The sequence below is a fragment of the Pseudohaliea sp. genome, assembly GCF_040217025.1.
GTDB lineage: Bacteria > Pseudomonadota > Gammaproteobacteria > Pseudomonadales > Halieaceae > Pseudohaliea.
On sequence record NZ_JAVJOA010000008.1, the window covers coordinates 1,515,341 to 1,530,706 of the forward strand.

Sequence of the window (15,366 nt, forward strand, 5' to 3'; positions counted from 1 at the left end):
ACGCGCGCCCTCAGGGCGCGCAGGCCATACAGAGCATGTACAGGTGCGCGGGGTCCTCGAGGACCTCCAGCGCCTGCCGCGCCGCGGTGAGCGGCGCCCGGAACCGCGGCGGTACCGGCAGCGCCTGTTCCAGCCTGGCCGAAATGCCGAGCCGGTCCGCCAGCGACTGCAGCAGCAGCTGACGCGGCGATTGCGGCGGCTGGACGTAATCCACCCGGTAGGCCCCTTCTTCCAGGCCGGCGAGGCCGGCCGCTGCCCGTGCCGCGTCCTCGAGGCTGCCCAGTTCATCCACGAGCCCGACTGCCCTGGCAGCGGGCGCGCTCCAGACGCGGCCCTCGGCCACGGCCTCCACCTGCGCGGGGGCCATGGCGCGCCCCGAGGCCACGATGTCGATGAACTTGCGATAGCGGTCATTGACGGACAGCTGCAGGGTCTCGGCCACCGCCGGCTGCAGCGGCCGGTCCAGGCGCAGGGCACCGGCACGCTCCGTGGTGCCGACGCCGTCAGTCGCGATCCCGGCGCGCTCGAACAGTTCCTCGACCGTCGGGAAGGCGAGGAATACGCCGATGCTGCCGGTGATCGTCGCGGGGGTGGCCCAGATCTCGTCCGCCGGTGCCGCGATGTAGTAACCGGCGGACGCCGCCACCCGCCCCATGGACACCACCAGCGGCAGTTCCCTGCGCTGCGCAAGATCCTCGAGGCCCGCACGCACGACCTCGGCGGCGAAGGCGCTGCCGCCGGGGCTGTCGATGCGCAGGACGATCGCAGCGACGTCGGGCTCGTCGGCGACCTCGCGCAGCTGGCGCACCAGGGTTTCGGCGCCGATGGACCCCGGATCGCGCTCGCCGCTGAACAGCGGCCCCGCGGCGGTTACCACGGCGACCCGGCTGGCCGCCTTCGGCGCCGGGGGACGGCCGCGCCGTGCCAGGTAGCGCTCGAAGGGCACCGCCTCGAAACGGCCGTCGTCATCCGCGGCCCCCACGACCTCCACCAGGTAATCGTTGGCCGCCTCCCGGGACAGCAGCCGATCCACCAGGCCGTCTGCAAGCGCGAGCTGTGCCGGGTCGCCGCCCTCGGCCGCGAGCCGCTCCGGGTAGCCGTTGATGTGCGCATCAATCGCGCCGGCGGGCAGCGCCCGGCGGGCCTCCACGAGCGACGAGTACTGACCCCAGAGGTCGCCGAGCCAGGCCCGGGTGATGGCTTTCTCATCCTCGGACATGTCCATCCGCGTGAAGGGCTCGGCGATGGACTTGTGCTCGCCCGCGCGGAACACGTGCATGGTGACGGCGAGCTTGTCGAGCGCGTCGCGAAAATAGTTCAGGTAGCTAGCAAAGCCCTCGAGGGCGAGGGCGCCGTGCGGATGCAGGATCACCGTGTCCGCCTGAACCGCGAGCAGGTACTGGTCCTGCGTGAAGTAGTCGCCCCGGGCCACCACCGGCTTGCCCGTGGCGCGGAAGCGCTCGAGGGCCGGCGCCAGCTCCTGGAGCCGGCTGAGACCGAGGTAGAGCAGCTCGTCGGTGTCGATGACCAGGGCGGAGATGGCCGGGTCGTCGGCGGCCCGGTCCACCGCGTCGATCAGGTCGCGGAGGCGGACCTCAGCCGTGGCCGGCGACGGATCACCGAGGAGCGCCAGGGGCTCGACGCGGCTGCGCTCGTCCACGACCCGGCCGGCCGGAGCCAGCAGCAGCGCCGCCCGCTCCGGCAGTTCGCGCGTGGGGCCGCCGGTGAGCACCAGGTAGAGCAGCACCAGCGCCGCGATGAACAACAGGTTGGCCAGCGCCAGGCGCAGTACGGTGATGGCGCGCCAAAGCCCGCCGAAGAAGCGTCGCAGGAACGAGGGTCTAGCCATCGGAGTCTCCCGGGTCGGGTGCGGCGGCGCGGCGAAGTTGCGGACCGCGCAGGCGCACGTAGAGCATGGCGCAGGTGAAGAGGCCGATCACGGCGACCATGCCGACGATCGGCGGCAGTGCGCCTGGCTCGGCGAAGAGCCGCTCCACCAGGCGGACGAAGTAGAGAAGGACCACGAAGCAAAGCCAGACGTAGCTGCGCAGCCGGTCCCGCAGCATGCCGGGCAGGAAGATCAGCAGCGGCAGCAGGTAGGCCACCCAGATGATCCAGGGCGCCCCGCGCACGTAGGCATCCAGGGCCTGCTGGGCCAGCAGCACCAGCCAGAAGCCCCAGCTCGCCGCCCAGAGCAGGGCTGCTGCGCCGGTCCGCGGCACGGCCGTCACGGTTTCTCTCCGACGCCCGCCAGCGCCGCCGCCAGGCGGGCGACCCGCGCGCCGAGGCTGCGGCAGAGGCCCGCCTCGTCGTCGTCGAGGGCGCGCTTGTTGTCGACGCCGCCGAAATGGCTCGCCCCGTAGGGCGTGCCGCCACCGCGCGTACGGGTAAGGCCGGGCTCGCCGTAGTCGAGACCCACGAGCACCATGCCGTGATGCAGGAGCGGCAGCATCATGGACAGCAGCGTGCTCTCCTGGCCGCCGTGCAGGCTCGAGGTGGAGGTGAACACTCCCGCGGGCTTGTCCACCAGGGCGCCACTGAGCCAGCTGTCGCCGGTCTGGTCGAGAAAGTACTTCAGGGGCGCCGCCATGTTGCCGAAGCGGGTGGGGCTGCCGAGCACCAGGCCGGCACAGCCGCGCAGGTCGGCCTGGCTGCAGTACACGGGCCCCTCGGCGGGAACCTCGTCGGCCACCTGCTCGGTCTCGGCGGAGACCCGGGGGACGGTGCGCAGCCGCGCCTCGATGCCGGGGACGGTCGCCACGCCCCGGGCGACCTGGGCGGCCATCGCCGCCGTGGCACCACCGGCGGAGTAATACAGCACGAGGATATAGGGGACCTCGCTCACGGCAGGAGCTCGAGCACGTTTTCCGGCGGCCGGCCGATCACGGCCCGCTTGCCGACCACGGCGACGGGCCGCTCCATGAGCTTCGGGTGGGCGGCGAGGGCCGCCACGAGCTGGTCCTCGTCCGAGTCCGGACCGAGTCCCACCGCCTTGTACTCGGCCTCCCCCCGGCGCACCAGCTCCGCCGCCGGACGCCCCAGACGCCGGAGCAGGTCGCGCAGCCCCGCCTCGTCCAGGGGCGTGTCCAGGTAGCGGACCACCTCGACCTCGGCGCCTTGCTCCTCGAGCAGAGCCAGTGCGGCGCGGGACTTGGAACAGCGGGGGTTGTGGTACAGGGTGACGCTCGCCATGCGGGGACTCCATGTCGTTCCGGGCGCCGCAGTATAGCAAAGCGCGCCCCCTCTCCCGGGGGGGGGAAACGGCATCCTCGCCGCTGCCCGATTTCATGCGATACTGCCCGCCATGCCGGAAATCCCTGCTCAATTCGACCCCTGGCTGCGCCGGCTGCAGTACCTTTACGAGCGCTTCAACAGCGACCGCTGCCGGGACACGGCCGCCGCCCTCACCTATATGAGCCTCTTTGCCATGGTGCCGCTGCTCACGGTGCTCTACACCATGGCCTCCGCGGTGCCCGCCTTCCAGGGCGTGGAAGCCAATATCCAGGACCTGCTTTTCGAGCACCTCATGCCCGAAACGTCCTCGGACATGGAGCAGTACCTCGAGGATTTCTCGCGCCAGGCCAAGAACCTCACGGGCTTCGGGATCGCCTTCCTGGTCGCCACGGCGATCCTCATGCTGCGCAACATCGAGCGCAGCTTCAATCGCATCTGGCGCACCCCGGAAAACCGCAGCCCCGTGTCCAGCTTCCTGCTCTACTGGGCAGTGCTCAGCCTGACGCCCGTGACCATCGGCCTCGGGCTGGCCGCCAGCACCTACCTGGCGTCCTTCGCGAGCCGCCTGGGGCACCTCGACATCATCGGCGCCGGCGCCGCGTTCCTGCGCATCGCGCCGTTCCTGCTCAGCGTCATCGGCTTCACGCTCATCTACGCCGCCGTGCCCAACTGCCGGGTCCCGATCAAGCACGCGCTGATCGGCGGTGCGCTCGCCGCCATCGCCTTCAACGTTGCCCGCTCGCTGTTCACGACCCTGGTGGCCGGCTCGAGCATCACGTTCATCTACGGCGCCTTCGCTGCCGTGCCGCTGTTCCTGCTCTGGATCTTCATCTCCTGGAACATCGTGCTGATCGCCGCCATCGTCGTGCACAGCCTCTCGGCCTACCAGACCTCCGAGCAGGCGGCACGGCCGCTGGCCCTCAAGGCCCTCGAGGCCCTCTACCTGCTCTGGGACCGGCAGCGGCGCGGCGAGGCGCTGCGCGAGATCGACCTGCTCACGGACCGGAGCTGCGGTGTCGACAGCGAGAGCTGGGGCAGGCTGCGCGACACGTTCCTGGCCGAGCGGGTCATTTCCCAGAACGACCGCGGCCACTACCTGCTGTCCCGCGACCTCCATGACATTACCCTCTGGCAGGTGCTGCACTGGACCCGCGGCGACGCCCTGGCGACCGACTACGAGGGCTGCCACGCCGCCGTCGGCTGGGAACAGCGGGCGCTGGCGCTGCTCGCGGCCCAGGAGAACGCGAACCGGGAAGCCCTGTCCATCAACCTTGCGGAGCTCTTCGACCGATGACCCTTCGTGCACGCCTTGCCTGCCTCATACTCCCCTTCGGCCTCGCCATCGCCGGCTGCAGCGAGCCGCGCGGGCCCCTCGATCCCATTGGGGAACACCTCGGCGACTGGGTGCTGGTCAACTACTGGGCGGAGTGGTGCAAACCCTGCATCCACGAGGTGCCGGAGCTGAACAAGCTGGACGGCGAGGACGGCATCACGGTCCTCGGCGTGAACTACGACGGCGTCACCGGCGATGACCTCGCCGCGCAGATCGACGCCCTCGACATCGCCTTCGCCCAGCTGCCGTCGGACCCTGCCGCCGAACTCGGTATCGACCGCCCGCAGGTCCTGCCCACGACCGTGGTCATCGACCCGGACGGCCGCCGGGTGGCGACCCTGGTCGGCCCGCAGACGGCCGAGACCCTGCGCGAGGCCATGGAAGAAAGCGGGGGCTGAAAAAAAAGCCGGCCTTGCGGCCGGCCAGAGAGGAGTCTCGCTCCAGAGGGGTTTACATGACCTGAACGTCGTCCGTCCATGTGGGACGGGCGCCTAGCGCAGCGCCCTTCCACGATCTCAGACCCCCCCTTCCGCAGAAGGTTCCGCGGCGGCGAAAATTTTTCCCGGCAGCAGCACGCTGGAACCGGTGGTGCGCCGGGCCTCCAGCTCCTCGTGAGCCTGGCGGACGTCCGCCAGGGCGTAGCGCTGGTCCACCGCCACCACCAGGCGCCCGTCGGCGACGCGGTCGAGCACGGCCGCCGCGGAGGCCTGCATCTCGGCATCGTCGGCGACATAGCTGAGCAGCGTGGGCCGGGTGATGAACAGGGACCCGCGCTGGGCCAGTTCCTGCAGGTCCAGGGGCGGCGGCGAGCCCGAGGCGTTGCCGAAGCTGACCATCAACCCGCGGGGCCGCAGGCAGTCAAGGGAGGCGAAGAACGTGTCCCGGCCGACACCGTCGTAGACTACAGGCAGGCCGGCACCGCCGGTAAGTTCCCGGACCCGCTCCACCACGTCTTCCTCGCGGTAGTTGATCACGTGGTGGTAGCCGCAGTCCCGGGCCAGCGCCGCCTTTTCCGCGGTACCGACGGTGCCGATGACCGTGGCACCGAGGCTCGCGGCCCACTGCCCGAAGAGCTGGCCGACGCCGCCCGCCGCCGCGTGGAACAGGCAGGTCTCGCCGGCGGCCAGGGGCCAGGTGCGCTGTAGCAGGTATTCCACCGTACAGCCCTTGAGCAGCACCGCGGCGGCGGTCTCGAAGTCCACCGCGTCGGGCAGCGGTACCAGCCGCGACGCCGGCAGGTTGATGGCCTCGGCGTAGGCGCCGATGCCTGCAGCGCAGTAACCGACCCGGGTACCCACCGGCAGGTCGACGCCCTCGCCGACCGCCTCGACCACGCCGGCAGCTTCCAGGCCGATCCCCGTGGGCAGGGGCAGCGGGTACAGGCCGCTGCGGTGGTAGGTGTCGATGTAATTGACCCCGATGGCGCGGTTCTCCACCCGCACCATGCCCGGCCCGGGTGCCGGCAGCTCAAGGGTCTCGAGCCCCATGGCCTCCGGCCCTCCCGGCGCCGCCACGCGCACCGCGCGCACGTTCATCGCCGTCGCCATCGTTCAGGACTCCCCGGCGCCGTAGCGCTCGAACCAGGCCAGCACCGCCGCCGCCTTGGCCGCCAGCTGGCTCGGCCGCTTGGCAATGCTGTGGTAGGCACCGGGCATGCGCACGAGCGCCGTGTCCACGCCGCGCAGCTTCAGGGCCTGGTAGTACTGCTCGCTCTCCGAGATCGGTGTGCGCAGGTCGGCCTCGCCGGTGAGCAGCATGGTCGGCGTGGTCACGTTGCCCACCAGGGAAAGCGGCGACCGCGCCCAGTAGCCCTCCGGATCCTCCCAGGGCATCGCCGGGAACCAGTAGCGGGCAAAGTAAGGCGCCATGTCGGCAGTGAGCACGAAGCTCGCCCAGTTGATCACCGGCTTTGCCACCCCCGCCGCGCGGAAGCGGTCGGTCTTGCCGACGATCCACGCGGTGAGTACACCGCCGCCGCTGCCACCGGTGACGTAGAGCTGCTCCGGGTCGACGTAGCCCTCGTCGATGACCGCGTCCACGGCCGACATGAGGTCGTCGTAATCCTGCCCCGGATAGGCGTGGTGCATCAGGTTGCCGAACGCCTCGCCGTAGCTCGTGCTGCCGCGCGGGTTGACGTAGACCACCACGTAGCCCTGCGCGGCGTACAGCTGCACCTCGGCGCTGAAGCGGAACCCGTAGTTGGTGAAGGGCCCGCCGTGGATCTCGAGGATCATCGGGTATTGCTTCGACGGATCGAAGCCGGGCGGCAGGGCCACCCAGGCCTGGATAGCCCGGCCGTCGGCGCTGGAGCTGACCCAGCGCTCCTCCACCCGGGCCAGGTCGCGGTGGGCCAGCAGGTTCTCGTTCAGCGCCGTGAGCTTCCGGGTGTCGTCACCGCCGCGGCGGCCGACGGCGATATCCGCGGGTCGGGAGGTATCGCCGGCGGTATAGGCGAACCGGTCCCCGCCGCCCACGGCGAAGTCCGAGCCCGCGTAGGGCCGGCCGAGCGTGGTACCGGCCAGTCTCGCGGCCAGCTGCTCCAGCTCGCCGCCCAGGTCTGTCGCCGCCAGCACCGTGTTGCCGCGGTCGTCGTAGCGGAAGAAGAGGCGCTTGCCGTCGGCGGACCACTGCGGGTCTTCGATGTCGCGGTCCAGCTCTGCCAGCAGCTCGCGCTTGCCGCCGCCGTCGAGGTCCATGACGTAGAGCCGGCTGCGATGGTAGCCGAGTCCCCGGTCGTCCCAGCCGGTCCAGGCGACGGTCTCACCGTCCGGCGAGACCACGGGGCCGCTGTCCGGCCCCTGCCGGTCCGTCAGGCGCGTCATGGCGCCGCCGTCCAGGGGCACGCGGAACAGGTCCGTGTTGGCCGGGTTCGTCTCCCAGTCCTCACCACGGTTGGCGGACACGATCAGCGCCTCGCTGTCCGCGGTCCAGGCGAGGCCGCCGTCGTGGTCGTAGTCACCGCTGGTGAGCTGGCGCGGGCTGCCGCCCTCGGCGGGGACCACGAACACGTGCTGGAAACCGTAGGGCCGCGGGCCGCTGCCATCGTTGCGGAACACGGAACGCTCCACTACCACCGGGGGCGGCGCCCACTCGGCACCCTCGGGCTTCTGCGGCAACTCGCCCATCACCGTCGGCTCGTAGGGAACGAGCATGGTGAAGGCCAGCCAGCGGCCGTCCGGCGACCAGGCCAGGCGCCGCGGCGTGTGCGCCACGCGGGTCAGCTGGGCCCGCTCGCCGCCGTCGACCCACTGCACGAAGACCTGCTGGCCCACATCGTCCGCGTCCACGTAGGCCACGCGCCGGCCGTCGGGCGACAGCGCCGGGCTCGACAGGCTGCGCGGCCCCGTGGTGAGGGGCCGGTGGCCGCTGCCGTCTGCACCGATCGTCCAGAGGTTGGCGCGGCGCCGGTCCTTGAGGGCGTCCATGGTGTGGCGCAGGTAGTAGATGCGTTCCCCGGCCGGTCCGACGATCGGATCGCTTGCATAGGCGAGGCCGAAGACGTCGGCGGGGGCAAAGGGTTTGCCGGCAGCCGCGGCGCCCGCTGGCAGGAGCAGGGCGGCGGCGAAAAGAGCGAGCGCTGTGCGAAAAGCACGGGTTGCAACAGGCATAATGATCCCCATTGTCCAGGAAGGTGACTTTCGATGCAGTCCAATTCATTCGCCGGCAGGCTGCTGTCCCCAGCCAGGACACCAGCACCGGGCCGGCCCGAGCGCGGAGTATAACCCCGATGAATCACCCCCTGCCGGCGGACACCGAACTGCCCCGCTACAGCGCGATCGACCCCGCGAGCATCGAGGCCGACCTCGACCGGCTGCTGGCGGACAACCGCGCCGCCATCGACGCGCTCCTCGCGGAGCCGGGCCCGGCAACCTGGGAACGCCTGTGCGCCCCTATCGAGGAACTGGAGGACGAGCTGGAGCGTTTCTGGGCGCCGATCGGCCACCTGAACAGCGTCAGCAACGCCGGGCCGCTGCGGCAGGCCTACAATGCCTGCCTGCCGAAGCTTTCCGCCTATCGCACCTGGCTGGGCCAGCATCGCGCGCTCTACGAGGCGTACCAGGCGGTGGCGCAAGAGGACCCGGCAGTGGATGCAGTGCCCGGCCGACGGCGCGCCCTCGACAACGCGCTGCGCGATTTCGTCCTCGCCGGCGTGGCCCTGGAGCCGGCGGGCCGGACACGCTTCGCCGAGCTCAGCCAGCGCCTGGCGACGCTCAGCGCAAGCTTCAGTGACAATCTCCTCGATGCCACCGACGCCTGGTCGCTCTCCGTGGGCGAAGAGCGCCTTGCGGGACTCCCCGAGAGCACGCGGGCCGCCGCCCGGCGAAACGCCGAGGCGGCCGGCGAACGCGGTTACCGCCTCGCCCTGGACGGGCCCAGCTATCTCGCGGTCATGGCCCACGGTGAAGACCGGGAGCTGCGCCAGGCGATCTACACGGCCTGGCAGACCCGGGCATCGGACCGGGGGCCGCAGGCCGACAAGTGGGACAACAGCGAGGTCATGCACGAGATTCTCGACTGCCGGCGGGAGCTGGCCGCCCTGCTCGGTTTCGCCAATTACGCAGAACTGTCGCTGGCGACCAAGATGGCGCCGGACACGGCGAGCGTCGTCACCTTCCTCGAAGACCTCGCCGCCCGGGCGCGCCCGGTTGCTCAGGGCGAGTGGGACGCCCTGTGCGCGTTCGCCCGGGAGCGGGACGGCCGAGAGCAGCTGGAGGCGTGGGACGTGCCCTACTACAGCGAGCAGCTGCGCCAGGCCCGCTACGCCATCTCGCAGGAAGACCTGCGCCCCTACCTGCCGCTGCCGCGGGTCCTCGCTACGCTGTTCGACCTCTGCGGCGAACTCTTCGGTATCGAATTCAGTCCCTGCGAGCGTTTCGACAGTTACTCCGCGGACCTCGCCCTCTACGCCATCCACCGCGACGGCGAGCTGCTGGCGCACTGCTACCTCGACCTCTACGCCCGCAGCGGCAAGCGGGGCGGGGCCTGGATGGGCGACTGCCGGGTGCGCCGGGAGGGAGCCCATGGCCTGCAGCGGCCCGTGGCCTGGCTCGTCTGCAACTTCTCGCCACCGGCGGACGGGCGCCCCAGCCTGCTCACCCACGACGAGCTGACCACGCTGTTCCACGAATTCGGTCACGGCCTGCACCACCTGCTGACGCGGCAGACCGTCGCCGCCGTCTCGGGCATCAACGGCGTCGAATGGGATGCGGTGGAACTGCCGAGCCAGTTCCTCGAGAACTGGTGCTGGGAGGCCGACTTCCTCGCCCGCCTCGGCGCGCACGTGGACAGCGGCGACCCCATCCCGCCGGTCCTGGTCGAGCGCCTGCTCGCGGCCCGGCGCTTCCAGGCGGCGATGCAGACCGTGCGTCAGCTCGAGTTCGCGCTGTTCGACTTCCGCCTGCACCTGTCCTGGCAGGACGCCGCCGCGACCCCGGTGCAGGCCGTGCTCGATGCGGTACGAAAGGACGTCGCCGTGGTGCAGCCGCCGGACTGGAACCGCTTCCAGCACGGCTTCGCGCACATCTTCGCCGGCGGTTACGCGGCGGGCTACTACAGCTACAAGTGGGCCGAGGTACTGTCGGCGGATGCCTTCTCGCGCTTCGAGGAGGAGGGCATCTTCAACGCCGAAACGGGCCGGGCCTTCCTGCGCGAGGTCCTCGAGATGGGCGGTTCCCGCGACGCGATGGAGACCTTCCGGGCCTTCAGGGGCCGCGAACCGGCTATCGAGCCGCTGCTCCGGCAGAGCGGCATCGCGGCCTGAGGCCCTGCCCGGGATTCAGCCGGCGCGCCAGGTGGCGCAGCCCTTCTGCCCCGGGCCGGAGGCGACGCAGACCCGCAGCTCCCGCAGGTCGTCACCGCGGGAGGCGTGCAGCAGGCGCTCCAGCAGGTAGCGGGAGAGCTCCTCGACGGTGGCGTTGACGATCGGCAGCACCAGCGTGTCGCTGCGCAGGAAGCGCATCTGCTCCTCGCCGAAAATTACCCGGTACTCGTCGCCGTCCTCCTCGATGCGCTGGTAGGGAGAGTCGGCGGGGAGGACGAGGTACTCATCGAGTTCGTCGCAGAGCGCCTTGATGCGATCCTTGTAGACGTTGTAGTCCGCCGCGAAACCGTTGTTGCCCATGGGCGCAACGATCTTCGCAGAGACCGCGTAGTTGTGGCCGTGCAGCCGCTCCCGCTCGCCGGCGGCAAAGATCGTGTAGTGCGCGGCGGAGAACTTGTGGCTCTCCTTGTCGATGTAAAGCGTTGTCAGACGCTCGCGGTCGCTCATCGGCGGTCCTCGGTCGGCGGGTTCGGACTGGGTGCAGGAGGATGGCATGGCCGGCGGACGCGGGCAATGCACCCGCCCGTGCGCAGTATAAGGGGTCGGCCAATCCAGTGACGCCTGCGCCCGGTATAATGCTGGACAAGCGGCGGTCGACACAGCGCCGCCAACAGCATCAGCCCCGGGGGAACCCATGCCCATCGCCATCATCACCGGCGCCAGCGTCGGCATCGGTCGCGCCAGCGCGGCCCGCTTCCTGGGCCGCGGCTTCACGGTCTACAACCTGTCGCGGCGCGCCTGCCCGCTGGACGGCGTGCATAACCTGGCCTGCGACCTGTCGGACCCGGCCAGCCTCGCCGGCGCCCTCGAGACCCTGGCTCCCGCTGTTGCCGGGGCCGACAGCGTCGCCCTCGTGCACAACGCGAGCCAGATGCGCAAGGACTCCGCCCTGGACTGCCCGGACGCGGACCTGCGCGCCGTCCTCGAGACCAACGTGCTGGCGGTGAATGCGCTCAACCAGGGCCTGCTTCCCGCCCTGCCCGCCGGCTCGAGCGTTATCTACGTCGGCTCGACGCTGTCCGAGAAAGCCGTGGCCGGCGCCTTCAGCTACGTGGTCTCAAAGCACGCCCAGCTCGGCCTCATGCGCGCAACCTGCCAGGATCTCATGGGCCGCGGGGTGCACACCGCGCTGGTCTGCCCCGGCTTCACCGACACGGAAATGCTGCGCACGCACCTCGGCAACGACCAGGCGGTAATCGAGACCATCGGCGCCATGAACAGCTACAACCGGCTGGTGGACCCGGCGGAGATCGCCGAGCTCATCGACTGGGTGCACCACAACCCGGTCATCAACGGCGCGGTCCTGCATGGCAACCTGGGCCAGCGGGAGAGCTGAGGCGTGACCGAGCACACGCTCCAGGAGCGCCGGGAACGGGTTTTCCTGGTTCTTGCGGGGACTTTCCTCTGTGCCATGACGCTGCTCAATGTCATCGGCATCACCCGCTTCATCCAGCTCGGCCCCCTCGCCCTGGCCGTGGGCGTCCTGCCCTACCCGCTGACCTTCCTGTGCACGGACCTGGTCTGCGAGCTCTATGGCAAGGCGCGGGCCAATTTCCTGGTGAGCGTCGGCCTGGGTCTCAATTTCCTCATTCTCTTCGTGCTGTTTCTCGGCAACAGCATGCCCTCGGTACCGCATGCGGCCATGCCGCCCTGGCAGGTCCTGCAGCTCGCCGCGCCGCTGGCGCTGCCGAACGGGGAGGTGGTGGAGTCGAGCATCGGCCTCTACCAGCTGATCTACGCCACCACCTCCGGGGCGGTCTTCGCGTCCATGCTCGCCTACATCGCCGCCCAGTACTGCGATGTGCAGCTGTTCCACTTCTGGAAGCGGGTAACCCGCGGCCGCTACCTCTGGGTGCGCAACAACTTCAGCACGCTCATGAGCCAGATGGTGGATTCCCTCATGGTGGTGACGGTGACCTTCGGCGCCGCCTTCCTGCGCGGCGAAATCGCCCTGCCCGCCCTGCTGGTGCTGATCGGCAGCAACTATGCCTTCAAGGCGACCGTTGCCCTTCTCGATACCGGGCCCTTCTACCTCGCCGTGCACCTGCTGCGCCGCTACCTGTGCCTGGAACCGGGGCAGACTGCCGTGCCCGGCGGTGCATCCCTGTCGCCGGCGGCGGACTGAGCCGCCGCAGCAACTGCGCTAAACTGTCGCTCCCATGGCAACGGACCTCCCACCGCAGTGACCGATCGACGCAGCGCCTCCCTGTCTCTGAAACAACTCGCCTACCTGCTTGCCGTGCGCGACACCCTCAACTTCACCCGCGCCGCGGAGCAGTGCTTCGTGACCCAGTCCTCCCTCTCCGGCGGACTCGCCGAGCTCGAGCGCAACCTCGGCCTGAAGCTGGTGGAGCGGAGCCGGCAGCACGTGTCCATGACTGCCGTCGGCGAGGCGGTGTGCACCCGGGCGGAGCAGATCCTCAGTGCCAGCGAAGACCTCCTGGCCTACGCCCGCGCGCAGGCCGAGCCGGGCACCGGCAGCCTGCGCCTGGGAATCATCCCGACCATCGCACCGTACCTCCTCCACGACTTCCTGGCGGGTATTGCGGAGCACTTCCCGACGCTGGAGCTCTTCCTCCACGAGCGCCAGACCGAGAACCTGCTGGCGGAGGTCTCCGGGGGGGAACTCGACGCCGCGGTGCTCGCCCTGCCCATGGATACCGGCACCCTGGAAGTGACGCACCTCTTCGACGACCCGCTGCGGCTGCTCGCAGCCCCGGGACACCCGGTCGCCCGGCTCAAGGCACCGCTGCGGCTGTCGGCGATCGACACCAGCCAGGTCATCCTGCTGGAGCCCGGGCACTGCCTGCGGGAGCACACGCTGGCCGCCTGCGGCGTCGGGGCCCAGGCCAGCCGCCGCTTCGAGGCGACCAATATCGATACGCTGGTACAGCTGGCGGAAGCCGGCTGTGGCCTCGCCCTGCTGCCGGCCATGGCCGTCGCGCGCGGGGTTCTCGACGGCACTTCCCTGCGCGAGGTGCCGCTGCAGGCTCCACCGCACCGCGGGATCGCCCTCGTCACCCGCCCCAGCCACCCCCTGCGGAGCTTCCTTGAGCGCGACATCGCCGCATTGCTCGCCGGCGGCCGCTGAAGGGCACCGGGGACAAACCGAGAACCGGCTCACAGACGCCGCCGAAAGACGTCGTCTTCGCAGGCCTGCCGCTAGGCGGCCTCGCCGCGTTGTTGCAAAATGCATGTCTCGACAACGGGGCTTCGCGCCCTCCAGGCACGGTAGGGGCGGAGGCACTGCCTGATGAACATCGCATCGAGGGTTCTGCTGGTCGAAGCCGGCCAGCCGACGACGGCTGGCTGCCGCGGCCGGCTGGAGAGCTCGCCCCATAGGGTCACGGCGGTGACCAGCATCGTTGCAGCGCGCCAGGCCCTCGGGAATAGCCCGGTGGATATCGTCCTCCTGGACATGCAGTTGCCCGATGGCAGCGGCCTCGATTTCGTGGACGAACTGCTGGCGCGGGAGAGTGCACCGGACATCGTGGTGATCAGCGAGCCCGCCAGCGCCGACATGGCCGTCGAGGCGGTTCGGCGGGGTGCGGTGGACTTCATCACCCGACCCGTCGACGCGGCCCGCCTCCTCCTCACTCTCGACAACACCGCCGCCCGGCAGCTGCTCCGCCGAGACAACGCCCGCCTGTCCCGACAGCAGGCGGCCACCCGCGACCTGGTGGAGCCGCTGTGGCTGGTGGAAAAGCGCGCCATCCAGGCGGCAATTGCCGCCTGTGACGGCAACGTCAACCGCGCCGCAGGTCTGCTCGAGGTCGCCCCGTCAACGATCTACCGCAAGCTCCAGGCCTGGAAGAAGGCGGGTGCCGGGTGTTAGCCCCCCAGGGTGTGGGCCAGGTCGCCCCCGGCGACGCGAATCGCCCGGCGGAATTCAGGCGGCGCGTGCTCGCGCGTGGACGCCGCGGCCCAGCAGCTCGCGGGCCAGGTCTTCAGCGATGTCCTGCGTCTGCCGGTGGCAGGCGTCGGCGCGGGTCAGCACCTCGCCCAGGGTGGCCTCGATGCGGGCAACGTGGGCGCGGGTCGTCGCCGCGTCGGAGCCGAGGCGCTGGTGATAGACATCGATAATGCCGCCGGCGTTGATGAGAAAGTCCGGGCAATAGAGGATGCCCCGGTCCATGAGGCGCGCACCGTCGTCATGGGAGGCCAGCTGATTGTTCGCGGCACCGGCGACGATACCCGCCCGCAGGTTCGGGATGCTCTCGCTGTTGAGTACCGCACCGAGGGCGCAGGGGCTGACCACGTCCACCTCGAGGGCGAGAATCTCCTCCGCCGGGACCTCGGTAACACCGAGCTCGCGCACGGCACGGGCGACGTTGTCGTCGTTGACGTCGGCGCCGAAGACCCGGGCACCGGCATCGACCAGGCGGCGGGCGAGGTGGAAGCCGACATGGCCGAGCCCTTGCACGGCCACGCGCAGCCCCGCCAGGTCCTCGGCGCCGAGGCGGTGGCGCACAGCGGCGCGCAGCGCCAGGAACACGCCCAGGGCCGTGCTCGGCGACGGATCACCGCCGTGCTCGGTTTCGCCGATACCGCTCACGTGCGCCGTGCTCTCACCCATGGTGCGCACGTCCGCCACCGCGATACCCGAGTCTTCCGCCGCCACATAGCGCCCGCCGAGGGAGTCGACGAAGCGGCCCATGGCCAGGAACAGCTCGCGGGACTTGTCCCGACGCGGGTCGCCGATGATCACGGACTTGCCACCGCCCAGCGGCAGCCCCGCCAGGGCGGACTTGAAAGTCATGCCCCGGGACAGGCGCAGCACATCCTCCAGCGCCGCATCCTCGCTGGCGTAGGGGAACATGCGGCAACCGCCGACGGCCGGGCCGAGGGTCGTATCATGGATGGCGATGATCGCCTTGAGGCCCGAGTCCGGGTCGCGGGCGAAGCAGACCTGTTCATGGTCATCAAAGGCGGGGGCGGAAAAGACGTTCATGGTGATCCTCTTGCTTATTTGCCCTGG

General features: G+C 70.2%; 15 protein-coding genes. 7 read left to right on the plus strand and 8 right to left on the minus strand.

The genetic code is table 11. From position 1 onward, the window contains the following. Window positions 1–10: 10 nt before the first annotated feature. From sppA to arsC, 4 genes are read right to left on the minus strand one after another with little or no spacing between them, the layout of a single operon-like run. Window positions 11–1,849, minus strand: a complete 1,839-nt coding sequence (gene sppA, locus RKE50_RS10945) for a signal peptide peptidase SppA (RefSeq protein ID WP_350036438.1) — start codon at window positions 1,847–1,849, stop codon at window positions 11–13. Continuing rightward, window positions 1,842–2,231 (minus strand): DUF2069 domain-containing protein, encoded by a 390-nt coding sequence (locus tag RKE50_RS10950; protein WP_350036439.1) that lies wholly within the window; start codon window positions 2,229–2,231, stop codon window positions 1,842–1,844. Before RKE50_RS10950 ends, sppA begins: the two co-directional genes overlap by 8 nt. Then, a complete protein-coding gene (wrbA, locus tag RKE50_RS10955) occupies window positions 2,228–2,845 on the minus strand; it encodes an NAD(P)H:quinone oxidoreductase (protein ID WP_350036440.1) in 618 nt (205 codons plus the stop codon). The genes RKE50_RS10950 and wrbA overlap by 4 nt, the downstream gene beginning before the upstream one ends. Further along, window positions 2,842–3,192: an arsenate reductase (glutaredoxin) gene (gene arsC / locus RKE50_RS10960; protein ID WP_350036441.1), complete on the minus strand. Its 351-nt coding sequence runs from the start codon at window positions 3,190–3,192 to the stop codon at window positions 2,842–2,844. Before arsC ends, wrbA begins: the two co-directional genes overlap by 4 nt. A gap of 112 nt (window positions 3,193–3,304) precedes the next feature. Between arsC and RKE50_RS10965 the strand changes: the two genes are divergently transcribed. After that, window positions 3,305–4,528 carry a YihY family inner membrane protein gene (locus RKE50_RS10965; RefSeq protein ID WP_350036442.1) on the plus strand — a complete coding sequence of 408 codons (1,224 nt, stop codon included), beginning with the start codon at window positions 3,305–3,307 and terminating at the stop codon, window positions 4,526–4,528. After that, the gene (locus RKE50_RS10970; RefSeq protein WP_350036443.1) at window positions 4,525–4,965 is read left to right on the plus strand and encodes a TlpA family protein disulfide reductase; all 441 of its coding nucleotides are present in this window, start codon (window positions 4,525–4,527) and stop codon (window positions 4,963–4,965) included. Before RKE50_RS10965 ends, RKE50_RS10970 begins: the two co-directional genes overlap by 4 nt. Window positions 4,966–5,082: 117 nt before the next feature. Here the strand turns inward: RKE50_RS10970 and RKE50_RS10975 are convergent, their stop codons facing one another. Together RKE50_RS10975 and RKE50_RS10980 are read right to left on the minus strand one after the other, a co-directional pair. After that, the gene (locus tag RKE50_RS10975; RefSeq protein WP_350036444.1) at window positions 5,083–6,114 is read right to left on the minus strand and encodes a quinone oxidoreductase family protein; all 1,032 of its coding nucleotides are present in this window, start codon (window positions 6,112–6,114) and stop codon (window positions 5,083–5,085) included. A gap of 3 nt (window positions 6,115–6,117) precedes the next feature. Further along, complete coding sequence (locus RKE50_RS10980) at window positions 6,118–8,175, minus strand: S9 family peptidase (protein WP_350036445.1); 2,058 nt, start codon at window positions 8,173–8,175, stop codon at window positions 6,118–6,120. 119 nt (window positions 8,176–8,294) lie between these two features. Between RKE50_RS10980 and RKE50_RS10985 the strand changes: the two genes are divergently transcribed. Then, entirely contained in the window at window positions 8,295–10,328 is a 2,034-nt protein-coding gene (locus RKE50_RS10985) for a M3 family metallopeptidase (RefSeq protein ID WP_350036446.1), read from the plus strand. Between the two features lie 15 nt (window positions 10,329–10,343). Here RKE50_RS10985 and RKE50_RS10990 read toward each other — a convergent pair whose 3' ends face one another. After that, window positions 10,344–10,835, minus strand: a complete 492-nt coding sequence (locus tag RKE50_RS10990; protein WP_350036447.1) for a 6-pyruvoyl trahydropterin synthase family protein — start codon at window positions 10,833–10,835, stop codon at window positions 10,344–10,346. Between the two features lie 187 nt (window positions 10,836–11,022). Here RKE50_RS10990 and RKE50_RS10995 point away from each other — a divergent pair, with 187 nt between their 5' ends. The 4 genes from RKE50_RS10995 to RKE50_RS11010 all read left to right on the plus strand — a co-directional run bounded on the left by RKE50_RS10995 (window position 11,023) and on the right by RKE50_RS11010 (window position 14,223). Then, window positions 11,023–11,724, plus strand: a complete 702-nt coding sequence (locus tag RKE50_RS10995; RefSeq protein ID WP_350036448.1) for an SDR family NAD(P)-dependent oxidoreductase — start codon at window positions 11,023–11,025, stop codon at window positions 11,722–11,724. Between the two features lie 3 nt (window positions 11,725–11,727). Then, window positions 11,728–12,513, plus strand: coding sequence for a queuosine precursor transporter (locus RKE50_RS11000; protein WP_350036449.1), 786 nt, complete (start codon window positions 11,728–11,730; stop codon window positions 12,511–12,513). A 57-nt stretch (window positions 12,514–12,570) separates the two neighbouring features. Further along, window positions 12,571–13,479, plus strand: coding sequence for a hydrogen peroxide-inducible genes activator (locus RKE50_RS11005; protein ID WP_350036450.1), 909 nt, complete (start codon window positions 12,571–12,573; stop codon window positions 13,477–13,479). 162 nt (window positions 13,480–13,641) lie between these two features. After that, on the plus strand, window positions 13,642–14,223 hold the full coding sequence (locus RKE50_RS11010; protein ID WP_350036451.1) for a DNA-binding response regulator: 582 nt from the start codon (window positions 13,642–13,644) through the stop codon (window positions 14,221–14,223). A 54-nt stretch (window positions 14,224–14,277) separates the two neighbouring features. Here the strand turns inward: RKE50_RS11010 and RKE50_RS11015 are convergent, their stop codons facing one another. Continuing rightward, on the minus strand, window positions 14,278–15,339 hold the full coding sequence (locus RKE50_RS11015) for a Glu/Leu/Phe/Val family dehydrogenase (protein WP_350036452.1): 1,062 nt from the start codon (window positions 15,337–15,339) through the stop codon (window positions 14,278–14,280). Window positions 15,340–15,366 lie beyond the last annotated feature (27 nt).